Source organism: Ammoniphilus resinae, assembly GCF_017873965.1.
GTDB lineage: Bacteria > Bacillota > Bacilli > Aneurinibacillales > RAOX-1 > Ammoniphilus_A > Ammoniphilus_A resinae.
In genome coordinates, this window is the sequence record NZ_JAGGKT010000001.1 from 22,923 (window position 1) to 40,816 (window position 17,894).

Here is a 17,894-nt window from a genome sequence, read left to right on the forward strand (position 1 = left end):
GTGATTGTTAAGCGTGGCGATGTCTATTTTGCGGATTTATCACCTGTGGTCGGATCAGAACAGGGCGGTGTTCGTCCCGTGCTTATCATCCAAAATGATATTGGGAATCGGTTCAGTCCGACGGTCATCGTCGCAGCCATAACAGCCCAAATCCAAAAGGCTAAGCTTCCAACACACGTCGAGATTGATGCGAAAAGCTATGGATTCGACCGGGATTCTGTTATTCTTTTGGAACAAATTCGGACTATCGATAAACAAAGATTAACTGACAAAATCACACATCTTGACGAGGAAATGATGGAGAAGGTACACGAGGCAATTCAAATTAGTCTAGGCCTCATTGATTTTTAAAATCGATTTTCTTCGGTTGGTAGATAAGCCGTATTGCTGCTCTTGCGATACGGTTTTTTCCATGTCATAAAAAGTATGTTTTTTTTTCTATAATTTGCTATGTTACAATAAAGGAAACCTAATGCTGAGAGGATGGATTCTGCATGAGAAATGTTGTAATCAATAAGCTAGCCCGTTTGGTATTTACCGAGCAACAATTAATGGGGTATTGGAAAAGGCATGGCCAAGAACTGGAGTTTAAATCTCTGACGAATGAGCAACTCATGGCGTTGGCCAAGAAGATGTATGAGGAATCCTCACATACTGCGCTTGAACAGCATGTATTAGGTAGAGGATGGAGAACAGATGCAGATATTGAAGGAAAGATGTTGGCAGATGATGATTCCGATCCATCTATTCATATCGAAGTCATCGATACCAGTCAGGACGGTTCCGCCACGAAAATCCTTGTGGACCGGGTGATGCAGGTTCGATGCAAGTCGTGTCAGTTTGAATTCTACATAGAAGATCATGTGAATACTGATGAGCAAAAAATACAGTGCCCATCCTGTGGTGGAGAAGTAGAAACCGTCAAACAGAAGAGAATTATTAATCGTGTATAATTTTGTACGGAGGAAGGCATAGGAATGGATGTTACACAAATGATTGAAACAATTGCCCGAACCGAGGGCATTGCCATTGCCCGGGTGAAAAACACTGTGCAATTGTTGGATGAAGGGAATACGGTTCCTTTCATAGCCCGTTATCGCAAGGAAATGACGGGAACATTGGATGAAAATCAAATCCGCACCATCCAGGAGCGATTAGAATACCTGCGCAATTTGGAAGATCGAAAAGCAGAAGTCATCCGCTTAATTGAGGAGCAGGATAAGCTGACAGAGGAACTGCGGACGCAAATTCTCGAATCTACGAAGCTGCAAGAAGTTGAAGATCTCTACCGTCCCTACCGGCAAAAGCGCCGTACAAGGGCAACCATGGCGAAGGAGAAGGGACTTGAACCCCTTGCAGCCTACCTGATGAGTTTGCCAAAACAAGGCGATCCTTTGGTTGAAGCAGCCAAATACATTGACGAAGAAAAACAGGTGTTGACGGCAGAAGATGCTTTGCAGGGGGCCATGGATATTATTGCCGAAATGGTTTCCGATGACCCGGATGTTCGTAAATGGATTCGTCGTGAAACAATGGAAAAAGGGATCGTGCAGGTAGAGAAAAAGGAAGAAGAAGAAAACGAGAAAAAAGTATATGAAATGTATTACGAGTATGCGGAACCGGTGAAACGAATCGTTCCCCACCGAATTCTGGCTATTAACCGCGGTGAAAAGGAAGGGATTCTGCGCGTAAAAATTGGCTTGGAGTCCGAATCGATCATTCAATTCTTGCAAAGAAAATATATCCCTCGTCAAGCGACAGCGACGGCGTCTTATTTGATGACGGCGTTGGAAGACGGCTATAAAAGATTAATCGCACCATCTATTGAACGGGAAGTCCGCAACGAACTGACAGAAAAGGCGGAAGAGCAGGCGATTCATATTTTTGCGGAAAATTTACGTCAGCTCCTCTTGCAGGCACCTGTCAAAGGGAAAATGGTCCTGGGGATCGATCCGGCTTTTCGTACGGGATGCAAGTTTGCTGTTGTCGATGAGACGGGGAAGCTGTATAAAGTAGGCGTTGTTTACCCCACCCCTCCGCATAACAAGGTGGAGGAAGCGAAGCGGGTTTTAAAAGATATCATCGATACTTACAAGATTGATCTTATCACCATTGGGAATGGAACGGCCTCACGGGAAACCGAAGAATTTGTCGCAACGCTGCTTAAAGAAATCAAGCGAGAGGTCTTTTACATTATTGTCAATGAAGCGGGGGCTAGCGTCTATTCGGCATCCAAATTAGCTGGTGAGGAATTTCCTGATTTAGACGTGGCCGAGCGAAGTGCAGTGTCGATTGCCCGCCGTTTGCAGGATCCGCTTGCGGAATTGGTGAAGATTGATCCGAAATCGATCGGTGTCGGGCAGTATCAGCATGATGTCAGCCAACCCCGTTTAGCAGAAAGTTTGCAGTTTGTCGTTGAATCCTCGGTAAACTATGTCGGGGTGGATGTGAATACGGCATCGCCATCCCTGCTTCAATATGTATCAGGTATTTCCAAGCAGGTGGCCAAAAACATTGTCAAACAACGCGATGAACTGGGGAAATTCGTGGACCGTGCGCAACTCAAGAAGGTCCCCCGATTGGGCGAAAAAACCTACGAGCAGTGTATTGGATTTTTGCGTATTCTTGAAGGGGAAAATCCACTTGATAAGACACCCATACACCCTGAATCCTATAGTAAGGTCGCCGAGTTGTTAACCCTTCTCGAGCTTGACCCGAGTGAACTGGGGACAGACCAGGCGAAGGAAAAACTGCAAACAGTAAATATTGAACAAATGTCAGTGCAACTTGGAATTGGCGAGCCGACATTGCAAGATATCGTGGATAGCCTCTTGCGTCCTGGTCGTGATCCGCGCGATGAATTACCAAAACCTTTATTAATGAAGGACGTACTTTCCATTGAGGATCTGAAGCTTGGGATGGAACTGCAAGGAACTATCCGCAATGTCGTAGACTTTGGTGCTTTCGTTGACATTGGCTTAAAAAATGATGGACTTGTACACATTTCAAAAATGAGCAATAAATTTGTCAAGCATCCCCTTGATGTGGTATCTGTCGGGCAGATTGTTACCGTATGGGTAACGGAAGTGGATGTGAAAAAAGGCCGTGTGGGATTGTCAATGATCCCCTAAACACAAAAGAAGCAGCGCGAACAGCAGCTGCTTCTTCTTTTCAAAAAAGCGGGCAAACTAGGAAATGTTTCTCCCGCCATTTTTCTGTTTATAAATAAACCAACAGTCATTTAGTAGTCGGATTTGCCTGCGATCTTTACCGAGAAAGGCACGCATCAGTTGTTTTCGCAGCCACTCAGGCATCGTGCTGTCCCTCCTCCCCCTTCGCTCCATCAGATGTACTGTGTTCTAATAGGATATTCAGGAGGATGGGGAGGGTGAACTAAAACTTATTCAGATTCTTCTGCAAGATACTCTAGTTGGGCTTGAAATGCTCGTATTTCAGTTAAGAGCGAAATTAAAGGATAGTGCTCCTCTGGAATTTCTGCGAAACTGCTTTCTAAACGATTAATATATTCAAGTCCGGAAATGATAGGACAATCAGAAGAATGAATTTCCAAGTCACTGCATTCTGCCAAGACATCTGGCACCGAAGGCTTGGTTGCGGCAGTTAATTTGTCTATTTCCTTGTGCAGTCTACGAATTAAAGCGATCAATTGGTACATATGATCAGTTGGAATGGCTACAAATTCCAACTGATCCTGATCACGAAGCAAACAATAGCGCATGATAATTCCCCCATCTTTGGCAAGTATCTTCTCAAAGTGTACTTCAACTATTGGCAGATTATCAAGTTGTTTCGTTTTATTGCAGGTGGAAATGGTGAAAGCTATAATGAAATGGACTTCCATTGATTGGGTAAGTGTCCAAAAAGGGGAGCATTCCCACCTAATTCAGAATGAATTACCGTGAACGAAAGCAAGGAGTGGCAAATTTGAATATAGAAAGTAAAAATTATCTGTTCCCCTCCGATTCTCCGGAGCAAACCCAGCAGTTTGCGGAACGATTGGCTTCATTGCTAGGACCAGGCGATGTGATTGCCTTGGAAGGGGATCTTGGGGCAGGGAAGACCACGTTTACCCAAGGGCTTGCCAAGGGCCTTGGGATCAAGACGGTGGTAAACAGCCCAACTTTTACAATTATTAAGGAGTATCAAGGAATCCTTCCGCTCTATCATATGGATGTCTATCGTGTGGATGATGAATTTGAAGAGCTAGGGTTTGACGAGTATTTATACGGAGAAGGGATTACCGTTGTGGAGTGGGCGAGTATGATCCGCTCTGTGCTTCCTCCGGTTTTATTGGAGATCTGTATAAAAAGAACGGCAGGAGATTCCCGTGAAGTCCAGGTGACAGCACATGGTGATCACTTTATTTCTGTTTGTGAGGAGTTGATCGGATGAGGGTTCTAGGAATCGATACCTCCAACCTGGTCATGAGTATAGCTGTTGTGGAGAATAACCGGCTTCTTGGCGAATACACGACGAATCTAAAGAAAAACCACTCTATTCGACTGATGCCAGCGATTTCCTTGCTTCTAGAAGAATTGGGAATGGGCCCGGAAGAATTGCAAGGGGTTGCGGTAGCTGGTGGACCTGGTTCTTATACAGGAATCCGAATTGGCCTGACAACTGCAAAGACAATGGCTTGGTCTTTGGGAATACCACTAGCTGGGGTATCAAGTTTGGAGGCAATCGCAGCAAATGCCTCTTTTGCCAAGGCATATATCTGCCCGTTGATGGACGCGAGAAGAGGCCAGGTTTATACTGCTTTGTTTAATGAGGAGAACCGGTTGCAACCAGATCGAATCCGTTTGCTTGATGAATGGTTGGGGGAGTTGCATCCTAAGGGAGAACGTGTTTTGTTTTTAGGCGATGACGTCAGACTTCATCAGGAAAAGATTGGACAAGTTCTAGGAGATTTGGCCTTATTTGGCCCAGCAGAATGGAATCTGCCGCGTGCATCCTTTATTGCCCGCAAAGGGGAAAAGCTAATTGAAGAGGGACAGGATGCGGAGATTCATTCCTTTGCTCCCCAATACCTTCAATTGGCCGAGGCAGAGGCCAAATGGCTGGCCGAACAAAAAGTTCTTCCGAAGTAACAAGAAAGGATTAGGAGCAATGGAGGAAACATACATAATACGGCGGATGAACCTTGATGATCTGCAAGGGATTTCGCGGATCGAACAGTCTTCTTTTACAGTCCCTTGGTCGTATGAATCCTTTCATAATGAACTAACACAAAACCATTTTGCCTATTACCTGGTATTGGAAATTAACGGCGTGTTAGCAGGCTATGGGGGAATGTGGATTATTGTTGATGAAGCACATATTACCAATATCGCGATTTCTCCTGAATATCGCGGGCAACGCTGGGGTGAAAAGCTATTGGCTGCAATGCAACTGCATGCCTATCGGCAAGGGGCGAAGGCGATGACGCTAGAAGTTAGGGTGAGCAATACAATCGCTCAGCGTTTATATCACAAATTTGGCTTTAAAAAAACAGGTATCCGCCCAAACTATTATTCCGATAATGGGGAGGATGCGCTGATTATGTGGGTGAATTTTGAAGATGAAGCAAACGAGCAGATGGGCACAAATTGCTCATGAACGTTATAAAAAAGATCGAGAGACTGGCAAACCCTGCTATTTGTTAGGGATTGAAACAAGCTGTGATGAAACATCAGTAGCGATCATCCGCGATGGCAAGGAAATTCTCTCTAACATCATTTCCTCTCAGGTGGATATTCACAAACGGTTTGGCGGGGTCGTACCAGAGGTAGCTTCGAGAAAGCATGTAGAGGATATCACAATGATCACCCAGCAGGCTCTAGAGGAGGCAAAACTTGGACTTGATGATCTCTCTGGCGTTGCCGTAACGGCGGGGCCTGGACTGGTAGGCGCGCTGTTAATCGGAGTCTCCGCGGCGAAAACCATCGCTTATGCGAAAGGTCTGCCTTTATTCCCAGTGCACCATATCGCAGGTCATATTTATGCCAACCGTTTTGTCAAAGAGATGGAATTTCCGCTGCTATGTTTAGTGGTTTCCGGAGGGCATACTGAACTTGTCTATATGAAGGAGCATGGCTCTTTTGAGATCCTTGGACAGACAAGGGATGATGCAGCAGGAGAAGCCTATGATAAGGTTGCTCGCTCACTTTCCCTGCCATATCCGGGTGGACCGCATATTGATCGGTTGGCACACGAGGGGGAAGCTACCATTTCCCTTCCGCGCGCGTGGTTGGAAGCGGGATCCTATGACTTTAGTTTTAGTGGATTAAAGTCGGCTGTGCTGAATGTTCTTCATAATGCGAAACAGCGGGGAGAAACAATTAAACCGGAGGATTTAGCTGCAAGTTTTCAAGAAGCGGTGATTGAGGTCCTTGTGGAAAAGGCCTTTCGGGCTGTGGATCAATATGGAGTGAAACAGCTTCTTCTGGCAGGAGGTGTTGCGGCAAATCGCGGGTTGCGTGAACGATTGACTGCGAGAAGCAAGAAAGAAGGCGTTGATTTAGTGATTCCTCCCCTCTCGCTTTGCACAGATAATGCTGCGATGATTGCGGCTGCTGGTTACATTCAATATCAAAAAGGGGTATTTGCAGATCTTGATTTAAACGCAAATCCGGGTTTACCATTAAGCTAAAACGGCAACTATGTGAATAGTTGCTTTTTTTTTTTGCCTGTTGAAAAGTTATGTTCATTAATTTGTGGATAATGTGAATAACCTTGTGAATAAGAGTTTTGTCGGGATTTTGTCGAATGTGCAAAAGTGAGCAAGTTTGTGTTAAAAAATTTGTCGAATATGTGGAAAAACTGCCTAATCCTTTATAAATAGGGTAAATAGGCTGTGCATAAGTGTGTGGGTAATGTGGAAAAGGGGGTATTTTTCTGGTTAAGATTGTTTTATCCACAGTTCTTTTCAGTTTATGGATGATGTTTTTTCCCCATTCCATCTCCGTTGAAGCTGAAAACGAAAAGAAAGTGTTGATTGTTCTTGCCAACCAAGTTTCACTGGACGACCTGCGGCAGATGCAATCCCTCCATTTGGGGGAGTGGATTGAAAGAGGTTTGCTCGCGGCCATGAATATTAAAACGGCGGGTTCCATGACAGATATCAACAACCTGGTTACATTGGGGAGCGGAACGCGGGCGGTTGGTTCAGAAAAAGCATTAGCTTCCTACTCTGGGGAAGAAGATGTGGATGGACTTCTAGCCTTTCAACTTTATCAACAGGTAACAGGGTATCAGGGAACTGCGGAGGGGATTTATGTACCCGGGATCCCCTATTTGATTCGTGGTAATGAGAATCAACCCTACCCGATTATTCCCGGTCTTTTGGGAAGAGAGTTGCACAAAAACGGATTGAAAACAGCAGTCCTCGGCAACTCTGACAAGGGAATGGAGGACTGGACAAGATTTGCTCCATTATTTGTCATGGATGAGAAGGGGAAAGTTGATTACGGTGATGTTTCCAAAGCGACTTTGCGCATAAGTATCGATTCGCCCTATAGCGTACAAACTGATCAGCAAATGATGCTGGAGCAAACCATGCTGCTCAAAGAGAAGGCAGATGTCATCGTACTGGAGCTTGGGGATCTCTATCGATTGTATTCAATGAAGCCGGCAATTTTAGAAGAGCATTTTGCCGATACGAAAACAGAGGTATTGCAAAGAATCAACGAATTAATGACGAGCGTAGTAGACGAGCAAAAAGAGGGGGAGCTGATCCTTTTTGTTTCCCCAATGGTGAACGAAGATGCTGCAAATGAGAAATCATTAATGGCGCCTTTGCTGCTCATAACCCCGGAGCAACAACAGGGGGTCTTGACCAGCACGACGACAAGGCAGGTGGGGATTGTTGGCAATGTGGATGTAGCCCCAACCGTTCTAGCCTGGCTTGGACTCCCAAGTCCACCAGAAATGATGGGACGCCCCATCATAAGTGCTGCTGAGAAAGCTTCCTTTTGGAATGAATGGGAACGGATTAAGCATATCTACGCGACACGTTCCCAGGTCCTGTACGGATATATCTCCTATCAGGTAGCGGTACTGATTTTTGCTACAGCCCTATGGCTGTTTGCCAAACCGCAATCGATGCTGTATCAATTTGCCAATCAGGGGACGCGTTTTCTTTTATTAGTGTTGACGCTGACCCCTTTTATACTATTAATTTTGCCGTGGTTCTCCACAATCCAGAATGTCAATTTGACAATCCTCTTTCTATGGGTTCTAGGAACGGCGATTTCTGCGGCATTCATTCGCTTGCCTTTTGCCTGGGTATTTCTTTTGATCAGTCTGGTGAACTGGGTGCCGATTTTGGTCGATGGAATCTTCTTGCAGTCGATGCTGATGAAGCGGTCCTATCTTGGCTATGACCCCATTATCGGGGCTAGGTATTATGGAATCGGCAACGAATACATGGGCGTTGTGATTGGCAGTTCGATTCTCAGCTTAGCGATGCTGTTGGAAATTACGAAAAGAAAACTGAATCTCTTAAAAGGTTTATCAGTAACCGTATTTGGTTTATATCTCATCTTCTTTGCTTTGCCAAAGTGGGGAACGAACGCCGGGGGTGCCCTAACAGCGATCACGGCCTACTGTACCTCGTTTTTCCGGCTATTTGACATCCAACTGAACCGAAAATATGTCTTTTGGGGCGGACTTGCCATAGTCATTTCCTTTGTCACGTTATTTGCTGTCAATTTGGTAGGGGATGATCAGAGCAAATCGCATATCGGAAGGGCAATGAGCAAACTATTTTCCGGAGACTTTCAAGAGATATCCTATATTATCAAGCGGAAGTTGGAAATGAACGTCAAACTCATCCAGGTGTCTTCCTGGAGCAAGGTGTTTATAACCTCTTTGTTAGTGCTTGGGGTTTTATGTTACCGTCCCGCTGGAGTCTTTGGCCATCTGTCGGAGAGGTATCCTTATGCGGTGAGAGGTTTTTTTGGGATTATTGTAGGGGCCTTCACTGCGCTTGCTGTGAATGATTCCGGCATTGTTGCTGCCGCGACAACGATCGTGTTTATGGTGGTTCCGTTACTTTACTTGGGATTGCAGGAGAAAGCATGAGGGGGTAAGAGATTGCCTGAAAGAATTCCGGTTGTCGATCCGCCGGTGATGACCATTTTCGCGATTTCCGAGAAGGATTTTGGTCATCATCGCCCGGATGAAGACCGTTTTCACGATTTCCGAGGAGCATTTTGGTCATCATCACCCGGATGATGACTGTTTTCACAAATTCCAAGAAGGATTTTGGTCATCATCCACCGGACGATGACCGTTTTCACAAATTCCGAGGAGCATTTTGGTCATCATCCCCGATAATTTACGCGCAAGGGTAGGGATATGAATGAATAATATAGTCAATCCACCCCATAAACAAGGATTCACCACTTGACAAGTTGAATCCATACACAGAAACTTCATTACCCTAAGGGGTCTCTTCCTGCACCTGCTCCCATTCCTCGAGCAGTGCTTCCAACTCCTCATTCTTTTTCGTCAGCTGATCAGTCAGCTCGACGGCCTTCAACGGTTCCTCGAAGATCTCGGGCTGACAGAGCTGTTCCTCAAGTGAAGCAATCTCCGCTTCGATGACCTCGATTTTCCCTTCCAGCTCTTCAATTTTCCGTTGCCGTTGGCGCTCCCGTCTTTGCTGTTCCTTGTCTTGAAGATAATTTTCCTTATCGGTAGGTCGGCGTTCGTCCTGAGTCGAGATGGTCTCCTTCGATGCTACGGAGTTAAGGGCCAGCTCCTCTTGCTCCATTTTCTTCTCTCGAAAGTAGTTATAATCACCGAGGTAGCTTTCGCAGCCATTTGGTCCTAATTCGATGACGCGTGTCGCCATTTTGTTCAAAAAGTATCGATCGTGCGAAACAAACAAGATCGTGCCAGGATAATCATATAGTGCATTTTCCAGCACTTCCTTGCTGAAGATATCCAGATGGTTTGTGGGCTCGTCAAGGATTAAGAAATTGGCGTTTTGCAGCATCAGTTTGGCCAAGCTTACCCGAGCTTTTTCCCCACCGCTTAAAGTAGAGATTTTCTTCAAAACATCGTCCCCGCTAAAGAGAAAATTGCCAAGAACGGTCCGCACATCCTGCTCCAACATCTGCGGGTATTCATCCCATAGCTCATGAAGGACCTGAACTTGCGGGTGCAACCGAGTTTGTTCCTGATCATAATAACCAATCGCTACATTGCTGCCTAATGTGATCGTACCAGCGAGCGGTGGCAATTGGCCGATAATGGTCTTCAGCAAGCTTGATTTTCCAATTCCGTTTGGTCCGAGCAGAGCTACTCTTTCTCCCCGTTCCAGTTGAAAGGAAATCCCGGAGGATAAAACATGGTCACCATAGCCGACAGTCAGATCTTTCACTTTTAAAACTTCATTTCCACTGGTCCGGTCAACATCGAAAGAAAAGGAGACTTTTCTATCAGCAGTGACAGGCCGCTCAACTCGAGAAATTTTATCTAGCATTTTTCGGCGGCTTTGCGCCCTCTTCGTCGTCGATGCTCGGGCAATATTACGAGCGATGAAATCCTCCAGCTTAGAAATCTCTTTTTCCTGCTTTTCATAGGTGGCTAGCTGGCGTTCAATATCTTCCGCTTTTAAATCGAGATAATTGGAATAGTTGCCAACATAGCGTTTGCACTGTGTCCGCTCAATTTCATAAATGACTGTGACAAGGGCATCTAAAAAGAAGCGGTCGTGGGAAACGACAAGGATCGCGCCTGGATACCCGTTTAGATATTTTTCCAACCAGGTCAGCGTCTCAATATCCAAATAATTTGTCGGCTCATCCAAAACTAGAATATCCGGATTCGTTAGCAGCAATTTACATAAAGCAAGGCGGGTTTTTTGTCCGCCGCTCAACGAAGAAATCGGCTTTTGATAGTCATCTTCATAGAACCTCATCCCGTGCAGGACGTTTCGAATGTTGGCCTCGTATTGAAAACCGCCTTTATCCTTAAAGTCTTCTGAGAGAATGGAATATTGCTCTAATAACTGTTCGTGCTGCTTCTCTGACATCGGTTCGCCCATTTGCTGTTCGAGCAGACGAAGTTGTTTTTCCTGTGCCCGAAGGTCGTCAAATACTGTGATCATTTCATCCCAGATGATATTCTCCGATTGAAGTCCGCTATTCTGCGCCAGATATCCGACCTGGACTTGCTTTCCTTTGCGAATTTCACCAGAATCAGGAAACATTTGCCCTGTTAATATTTTTAGAAAGGTTGATTTTCCAACACCGTTTACCCCAACTAAACCGATGCGTTCTCCGGACTGAATTTGCAAATTGATTCCAGATAGAATCGGTTCAGCGGCAAAGGATTTGGAAATATCGACCGCTTGTAATAAAATCATGGTGGTCACCTCATATTGAAATACCCATATAGTTTACCATATCCGGGTGCCTGTTTTGAAATTATTAAGGGGTCAGACCTCGGGTGAAATTTGTCGAATATAAAAAAGAAGTCAATCTTAGAACTTTTCGAATGGCTGGCGTTTATTTCATCAGGTGAATTCAACAAATTTCGCCTTAGGTCTGACTCCGTATCGAGAGGGAGAGCGATGGATAAAAAACATATACGCAAAGAAATGACAGCGAAGCGAAACAATTTAAATCCCGCAGAGAGGGCGGAAAAGTCCCGTTTGATTCGGCACCATTTGCTCACCTTCGAACCCTTTCAAAAGGCCCAAGTTATTTTTACCTTCATTCCATTTGGCAGTGAGGTCGATCTAAGTCCACTCATCCAGGAATCAGGGAAAAAATGGCTGGTACCCAAAACGATGGTGGAACAAAAAAGAATGGATACCTATCTATTTCCAGGATGGGACGCGCTTACCGTGGGTGTCTATGGGATTCGTGAACCGGATCCGGCCACGGCCGTTCCCGTCGATCCAAAAGAGATTGAACTGGTACTGGTGCCAGGTCTTGCATTCGATCCAAAAGGGGGAAGACTAGGGTATGGGGGTGGATATTACGACCGATTTCTAGCCCAACTTTCTAAAGTTCCCCTGTTGGCAGGAATTTGCTTTTCCGAACAGATAGTTCCAAACCTGCCAATAGAAGCGCATGATATTCGGATGGATTATCTAATTTCTGATAAAGGGATCATTGTCATTTCAAATTAGTAGAGAAATTCTTTGTGAAATCATGTACAATTAATGATGGTGTTTTATTTCTTTTGGAGGGGATCATCTTGTCACACTACAAAATTGCAGTAATTACTTCGAGCAACTCCATTTTTCGTGGAGAACGGCATAATGATAGCTTAGAAAAACTTATGGAATTGCTAAAAAGGGACCTGGATAGTGAAGTAAGCATCCAACGGGTTGTCCCAGATCATATTGAATCGATCAAAGAGGCGATGATTGAGTCGATCGATAGAGAAAGAGTTGATCTGCTGATCAGCGTAGGTGGTACTGGGTTAAGTCCAGAGGATGTTACCCCTGAAGCGACAGAATTGGTGATTGACCGACAAGTTCCAGGATTTGCTGAAGAAATGAGAAGGGCTTCCTTGAAAAATTCCCGCCGTGCCATGTTAACTCGTGCTGTGGTTGGAACACGGGGAAATACACTTGTCATTAACTTTCCAGGAAATCCAAAAGGAGTCGAGGAATGCTTTACCGCAATCTCTGACCAAATTCCCCATGCATTGAACATTATTCAAGGAAAGGTTGGAGAGGGATCAATTACAAGGGAGGAAACATGGTGAAATCATCGTTTATGCGTGAAGTCCGCGTCGAAGATGCGGTCGGGATGCAGCTAGGACATGATTTGACACAGATTATTCCCGGTCAGTTTAAAGGCAGATTGTTCAAAGCGGGCCATATCATTACCGAAGAGGATATTCCTCGTTTATTGGATATTGGAAAAAGACATATTTATGTTATGGAGATTCCTGTCGGCTTTCTACATGAAAATGAAGCCGCAGAAAGAATGGCGAAAGCCCTGGCAGAAAGCCAGTATATTGAAAAGACCGAGCCTTATGAAGGGAAGGTTACACTCAAATCGGCCATCCATGGTTTAATTAAGGTGGATCCGACACTTGTGCACAGGGTCAATCAGATTGAAGGCTTGGCCCTGGCCACCCTTACCTCAAACCAAGTGGTACGTCCAGGACAGCCGCTTGCAGGTGTTCGTCCCATTCCTTTAATCATTGAAGAAGAGAAGATTGCTGCTGTGGAGAAACTTTCCCATCTTCCAGCAATCACCGTTAAGCCTTTTATGAAGAAAAAGGTAGGGGTCGTGACAACCGGCAGTGAAGTCTTGACGGGGCGGATTAAGGATAAGTTTGGACCCGCAGTGCGTGAGAAGCTGGAACAATTCGATTCGGAACTGGTGGAACAAAGATTAGTGAACGACGACTTAGAAAGCATTGTTCAGGAGATCCGATATTTCCTCGATCGCAAAGTCGATATGATTCTGGTAACGGGGGGCATGTCGGTAGATCCGGATGATCGGACACCGGGTGCGATTAAGGCATCCGGTGCTCGCATTGTTCGCTATGGAACACCCATGCTGCCAGGTTCCATGCTGCTCATTGCCTATCATGGCGCAACGCCGATTTTGGGGCTTCCGGGCTGTGTAATGCACGACCCATTCACCTCCTTTGATGTGTTCTTGCCAAGAATCCTGGCAGGTGAAACCATAGAGGAAGCCGATATTACCATGATCGGTTATGGCGGTTATTACACTTGCTAGAGAGTAGGTGGAAGAATAGATGGATACGATCATTCCCAAGGTAACGGCAAAGAGATTGCCTCTTTACTATCGGTACCTGGAAAAACTGGCTTCAGCGGGGATTCCCCGGGTTTCCTCAAAAGAGCTTAGCCGTTCGTTAAATATCGATCCGGCAACGATTCGCAGGGATCTTTCCTATTTGGGAGCCTTGGGACGTAAAGGGTATGGATATGATGTTGAATATCTGATCCAATTTTTAAAACAGTTTTTAAAGCAGGACGAGGTTACCCATTGTATTTTAATAGGTGTCGGAAATTTGGGGACAGCGCTTCTCCAATACGACTTTTTGAAAAACAATGCAATGCTCATCGCGGCTTTTGATATCGATCCGAAGAAAAAAGGGAAAACGATTAATTCCATTCCGATTTATTCTTTACGATCTTTGGAGAAATTTATGGCTGAGGAGGAACCCTTAGTGGCAATTCTAACGGTTCCTGTTCAGGCTGCTCAAGATATAACGGATCGTTTGGTGAACGCTGGGATTAAGGGGATCCTCAATTTCACCCCGACAACCCTGCAAGTGCCTGATGAAGTGAAGATTCATTATATTGATCTTAGTGTTGAGCTGCAGTCTTTAATCTATTTTTTGAAAAAAAGCGAACCGGTAGGTTTAAACGAAGATGACAGATAATGAGATGTCTTGGGTTGAACACCTAAGTGAAGTAAGAAAACGATTGATTTGGATAATACTTGGGTTTGTCGTGTCTATGGCGCTCGGGTTATTTCTGGCCCAACCAGTCATCGAGCACTTGAAAAACGACCCGGCCGCCATCAACATTTCCTGGCATGTATTTGGCATTTCCGATGCACTGAGGATTTATATGCAGGTATCCTTTACGGTTGCATTGTTGTTTACCCTGCCATTGATCCTCTATCATGCCTGGGCATTTGTTTCTCCGGGGTTATTGGCGACCGAACGCAGGGCGATTGCACTGTATATCCCCTTTGCGTTCTTGTTGTTTTTGCTTGGGATAGGCTTCGGTTATTATGGACTTTTCCCGATGATTATTACCTTCATGACCGGATTTACGACAGCCGTCGGAGCCGAGGAAACTTTTGGCATGACTCAATACTTTCAGTTTATGTTTAATTTGATTTTGCCAATTGCCCTGATTTTTGAACTGCCCATTGTCATTCTGTTTTTGACAACACTTCGTCTGATTACTCCGATCTTTCTGGTTAAATTTCGTAAGTATGCGATTTTTATTTCTGTCGTCATCGCAGCGATGATCTCGCCACCCGATTTTGTTTCCCATACTTTGACGGCGATTCCCATTATTCTTCTCTATGAGTTGAGCATTTGGTTGTCTAAAGTAGTCTACCACAGACAGCAAATGCGTGATCGGTTGGCAGCAGCTGAGGAAGAAGAGGAGTTTGCGACGATTATAACGGATGATGAATAGGGGGAGGGGAGACAAACGCCCTTCTTCTTCTTCTGATGTACTTGGATTTCTCTATTGCCTTCTGATCAGGAGGGATAAAATGGGGGGTCATAAAAATTAACGGAAATTTTTTCCGTTAATTTTTTTTTTCAGCTTGATTTAGGAGAAGTAGCGGAAAAAGTTTCCGCTATTGTTCCAAAAAGGGGTAGAAATCCAGGTCATTGCAGTCAATAACGGAAAATTTTTCCGTTATTGATCCGCTTTTCCTTCGGTTTTTAATATTAACGGAAAAAAGTTCCTCTATTTTTGCGTCTCGATACTTCCTATCCATTTATCCCTCAATCACATCCCAATGGACATGCCAGCCTGCACATTGCCCGTAATTTTCTTCTCCAAAACCAATTAGCAACCGCCAATTCAATCTCCAGAACAGAATTTTTCTTCCAAGTTCACGAACCATTTAACCAGTACCAAGCCATATTTAAAGTGGACCGTCATTACAGTAGCTAAATTCCCAGGTATACCCGTTGTCAGCCGTCTATCGGCTTGTATGAACCTTCCTCCCCATGGATACAATGGAAGGGTCTGAAAAAAAATGTAAATAAGGGCTTGCAAAGTGAAGAATAAATGACTATTATATTAATTGTTAGCACTCGTAATCATCGAGTGCTAACAACAACAAATCCTAAAATGCGATAGTCCTTAAGGAGGGTGTTTCAAGTGTTAAAACCATTAGGTGACCGTGTGGTTATCGAAGCAATTGCTAAAGAAGAAACTACTGCGAGCGGGATCGTACTACCTGATACAGCAAAGGAAAAGCCTCAAGAAGGGCGCATTGTGGCTGTAGGTACTGGTCGCTATGAAAATGGAGAGAGAGTGGCGCTTGAAGTAAAAGAAGGCGACAAGATTATTTTCTCCAAATATGCTGGAACTGAAGTAAAGTATGGTGACAAAGAATTATTAATCATGCGTGAAAGTGATATTCTCGCTGTTATCGAATAATAGATAGTTTTCGAAGAAACTACATATATCAAAAGGAGGCACTATCAATGGCTAAAGATATTAAATTTAGTGAAGACGCACGCCGTGCGATGCTTCGTGGTGTAGATGCTCTTGCTAACGCTGTAAAAGTAACCCTTGGACCAAAAGGTCGTAACGTTGTTCTAGAAAAGAAATTTGGTTCTCCTTTAATCACAAATGACGGTGTAACCATTGCGAAAGAAATCGAATTAGAAGATGCTTTCGAAAACATGGGAGCACAATTGGTTAAAGAAGTAGCTACCAAGACTAACGATGTAGCTGGGGACGGAACCACTACTGCAACCGTTCTTGCTCAAGCAATGATCCGTGAAGGATTGAAGAATGTAACTGCTGGGGCTAACCCAATGGTTATCCGTAGAGGGATCGAGAAAGCTGTTCGTGCTGCAGTAGCAGAAATCCAAGCGATTTCCAAGACAGTAGAAACGAAAGAATCGATTGCACAAGTTGCTGCTATTTCCGCTGCTGACGATGAGATCGGACAATTGATCGCAGAAGCTATGGAAAAAGTGGGTAAAGAAGGCGTAATCACAGTAGAAGAATCCAAAGGATTCTCTACAGAGCTTGACGTTGTTGAAGGTATGCAATTCGACCGCGGTTATGTATCACCTTACATGATCACAGATACAGATAAGATGGAAGCTGTTCTTGAAAATCCATATATCTTAATCACCGACAAGAAGATCTCTAACATTCAGGAAATCCTGCCTGTTCTTGAGAAGGTTGTTCAGCAAGGAAAATCTCTATTAATTATTGCTGAAGATCTTGAAGGAGAAGCATTGGCAACTCTAGTAGTAAACAGACTTCGTGGAACCTTTACTGCAGTAGCTGTTAAAGCACCTGGATTTGGTGATCGTCGTAAAGCAATGCTTGAAGATATCGCGATCTTGACTGGTGGTCAAGTGATCACGGAAGATCTTGGTCTTGATCTAAAAGCTGCTAACATTCAACACCTTGGAACTGCAGGACGTGTTGTAGTAACCAAAGAAAATACTACAATTGTTGAAGGTGCTGGAGATAAAGCTAACATCGATGCTCGCGTGAAACAAATTCGTGCCCAAGTCGAAACCACTACTTCTGAATTCGACAAGGAAAAGCTTCAAGAGCGCCTAGCTAAGTTGGCTGGTGGAGTAGCTGTAATCAAAGTTGGTGCTGCTACTGAAACCGAATTGAAAGAGAAGAAGCTTCGCATTGAGGATGCTCTAAACGCTACTCGCGCAGCTGTTGAAGAGGGTATTGTATCCGGTGGAGGAACTGCACTTGTGAACGTATTCTCCGCAGTATCTGCTGTAAATGCTGAAGGCGATGAAAAAACTGGTGTGAACATCGTATTGCGTGCTCTTGAAGAGCCAGTACGGATTATCGCTAGCAACGCAGGTTTGGAAGGATCCGTTATTGTTGAGCGCCTAAAAGGCGAGGCAGTAGGAACTGGATTCAACGCTGCAACTGGAGAATGGGTTAACATGATTGAAGCAGGTATCGTAGACCCTGCAAAAGTTACTCGTTCCGCACTTCAAAACGCAGCATCTGTTGCAGCTATGTTCTTAACAACAGAAGCAGTTGTTGCAGATAAGCCTGAAGAAAACAAAGGTGGCGCTGGAATGCCTGATATGGGCGGCATGGGCGGCATGGGAATGATGTAAGGTAATAAAGTAAAGAAATAAAGCTGATCTCCTGGTGGGGTCAGCTTTTTTGCATGTGCTTGGGAGGGATA

At 44.7% G+C, this 17,894-nt stretch carries 20 protein-coding genes; 16 read left to right on the top strand and 4 right to left on the bottom strand.

The annotated features are described in order from the left end of the window. From J2Z37_RS00130 to J2Z37_RS00140, 3 genes are all read left to right on the top strand, one after another. The gene (locus J2Z37_RS00130) at positions 1-351 is read left to right on the top strand and encodes a type II toxin-antitoxin system PemK/MazF family toxin (RefSeq protein ID WP_209807720.1); all 351 of its coding nucleotides are present in this window, start codon (positions 1-3) and stop codon (positions 349-351) included. A 143-nt stretch (positions 352-494) separates the two neighbouring features. Then, positions 495-953, top strand: coding sequence for an FmdB family zinc ribbon protein (locus J2Z37_RS00135; RefSeq protein WP_209807722.1), 459 nt, complete (start codon positions 495-497; stop codon positions 951-953). A 24-nt stretch (positions 954-977) separates the two neighbouring features. Further along, complete coding sequence (locus tag J2Z37_RS00140) at positions 978-3,131, top strand: Tex family protein (protein ID WP_209807724.1); 2,154 nt, start codon at positions 978-980, stop codon at positions 3,129-3,131. 57 nt (positions 3,132-3,188) lie between these two features. Here J2Z37_RS00140 and cmpA read toward each other — a convergent pair whose 3' ends face one another. Both cmpA and J2Z37_RS00150 read right to left on the bottom strand, forming a co-directional pair. Next, positions 3,189-3,314, bottom strand: coding sequence for a cortex morphogenetic protein CmpA (cmpA, locus tag J2Z37_RS00145; protein WP_209807731.1), 126 nt, complete (start codon positions 3,312-3,314; stop codon positions 3,189-3,191). 86 nt (positions 3,315-3,400) lie between these two features. After that, entirely contained in the window at positions 3,401-3,739 is a 339-nt protein-coding gene (locus tag J2Z37_RS00150; protein ID WP_209808876.1) for a hydrolase/acyltransferase, read from the bottom strand. A gap of 170 nt (positions 3,740-3,909) precedes the next feature. Here J2Z37_RS00150 and tsaE point away from each other — a divergent pair, with 170 nt between their 5' ends. From tsaE to J2Z37_RS00180, 6 genes are all read left to right on the top strand, one after another. Further along, positions 3,910-4,413: a tRNA (adenosine(37)-N6)-threonylcarbamoyltransferase complex ATPase subunit type 1 TsaE gene (tsaE, locus tag J2Z37_RS00155; protein ID WP_209807732.1), complete on the top strand. Its 504-nt coding sequence runs from the start codon at positions 3,910-3,912 to the stop codon at positions 4,411-4,413. Then, on the top strand, positions 4,410-5,111 hold the full coding sequence (gene tsaB, locus J2Z37_RS00160) for a tRNA (adenosine(37)-N6)-threonylcarbamoyltransferase complex dimerization subunit type 1 TsaB (RefSeq protein WP_209807733.1): 702 nt from the start codon (positions 4,410-4,412) through the stop codon (positions 5,109-5,111). The genes tsaE and tsaB overlap by 4 nt, the downstream gene beginning before the upstream one ends. Positions 5,112-5,130: 19 nt before the next feature. Then, on the top strand, positions 5,131-5,619 hold the full coding sequence (rimI, locus tag J2Z37_RS00165) for a ribosomal protein S18-alanine N-acetyltransferase (protein ID WP_209807734.1): 489 nt from the start codon (positions 5,131-5,133) through the stop codon (positions 5,617-5,619). Then, the gene (tsaD, locus tag J2Z37_RS00170) at positions 5,582-6,652 is read left to right on the top strand and encodes a tRNA (adenosine(37)-N6)-threonylcarbamoyltransferase complex transferase subunit TsaD (RefSeq protein WP_209807740.1); all 1,071 of its coding nucleotides are present in this window, start codon (positions 5,582-5,584) and stop codon (positions 6,650-6,652) included. Before rimI ends, tsaD begins: the two co-directional genes overlap by 38 nt. Positions 6,653-6,939: 287 nt before the next feature. Next, entirely contained in the window at positions 6,940-9,084 is a 2,145-nt protein-coding gene (locus J2Z37_RS00175) for a hypothetical protein (protein WP_209807742.1), read from the top strand. A gap of 12 nt (positions 9,085-9,096) precedes the next feature. Beyond that, positions 9,097-9,237 carry a hypothetical protein gene (locus J2Z37_RS00180; RefSeq protein WP_209807744.1) on the top strand — a complete coding sequence of 47 codons (141 nt, stop codon included), beginning with the start codon at positions 9,097-9,099 and terminating at the stop codon, positions 9,235-9,237. Between the two features lie 208 nt (positions 9,238-9,445). Here the strand turns inward: J2Z37_RS00180 and J2Z37_RS00185 are convergent, their stop codons facing one another. Continuing rightward, complete coding sequence (locus tag J2Z37_RS00185) at positions 9,446-11,377, bottom strand: ABC-F family ATP-binding cassette domain-containing protein (protein ID WP_209807746.1); 1,932 nt, start codon at positions 11,375-11,377, stop codon at positions 9,446-9,448. Between the two features lie 207 nt (positions 11,378-11,584). Here J2Z37_RS00185 and J2Z37_RS00190 point away from each other — a divergent pair, with 207 nt between their 5' ends. From J2Z37_RS00190 to tatC, 5 genes are all read left to right on the top strand, one after another. Continuing rightward, entirely contained in the window at positions 11,585-12,148 is a 564-nt protein-coding gene (locus tag J2Z37_RS00190; RefSeq protein ID WP_209807748.1) for a 5-formyltetrahydrofolate cyclo-ligase, read from the top strand. 68 nt (positions 12,149-12,216) lie between these two features. Further along, positions 12,217-12,732, top strand: coding sequence for a MogA/MoaB family molybdenum cofactor biosynthesis protein (locus tag J2Z37_RS00195; protein ID WP_209807750.1), 516 nt, complete (start codon positions 12,217-12,219; stop codon positions 12,730-12,732). Next, positions 12,726-13,721, top strand: a complete 996-nt coding sequence (locus tag J2Z37_RS00200; RefSeq protein ID WP_209807751.1) for a molybdopterin-binding protein — start codon at positions 12,726-12,728, stop codon at positions 13,719-13,721. Before J2Z37_RS00195 ends, J2Z37_RS00200 begins: the two co-directional genes overlap by 7 nt. A gap of 19 nt (positions 13,722-13,740) precedes the next feature. Next, complete coding sequence (locus J2Z37_RS00205) at positions 13,741-14,391, top strand: redox-sensing transcriptional repressor Rex (protein ID WP_209807752.1); 651 nt, start codon at positions 13,741-13,743, stop codon at positions 14,389-14,391. Next, the gene (tatC, locus tag J2Z37_RS00210; RefSeq protein ID WP_209807753.1) at positions 14,381-15,163 is read left to right on the top strand and encodes a twin-arginine translocase subunit TatC; all 783 of its coding nucleotides are present in this window, start codon (positions 14,381-14,383) and stop codon (positions 15,161-15,163) included. The genes J2Z37_RS00205 and tatC overlap by 11 nt, the downstream gene beginning before the upstream one ends. Before the next feature lie 310 nt (positions 15,164-15,473). Here tatC and J2Z37_RS25680 read toward each other — a convergent pair whose 3' ends face one another. Further along, complete coding sequence (locus tag J2Z37_RS25680) at positions 15,474-15,602, bottom strand: hypothetical protein (protein WP_280922131.1); 129 nt, start codon at positions 15,600-15,602, stop codon at positions 15,474-15,476. 260 nt (positions 15,603-15,862) lie between these two features. Between J2Z37_RS25680 and groES the strand changes: the two genes are divergently transcribed. Together groES and groL are read left to right on the top strand one after the other, a co-directional pair. Continuing rightward, positions 15,863-16,144 carry a co-chaperone GroES gene (groES, locus tag J2Z37_RS00215; RefSeq protein WP_209807754.1) on the top strand — a complete coding sequence of 94 codons (282 nt, stop codon included), beginning with the start codon at positions 15,863-15,865 and terminating at the stop codon, positions 16,142-16,144. Positions 16,145-16,191: 47 nt separating this feature from the next. Further along, positions 16,192-17,823, top strand: coding sequence for a chaperonin GroEL (gene groL, locus J2Z37_RS00220; RefSeq protein ID WP_209807755.1), 1,632 nt, complete (start codon positions 16,192-16,194; stop codon positions 17,821-17,823). The last annotated feature ends 71 nt before the right edge of the window (positions 17,824-17,894 follow it).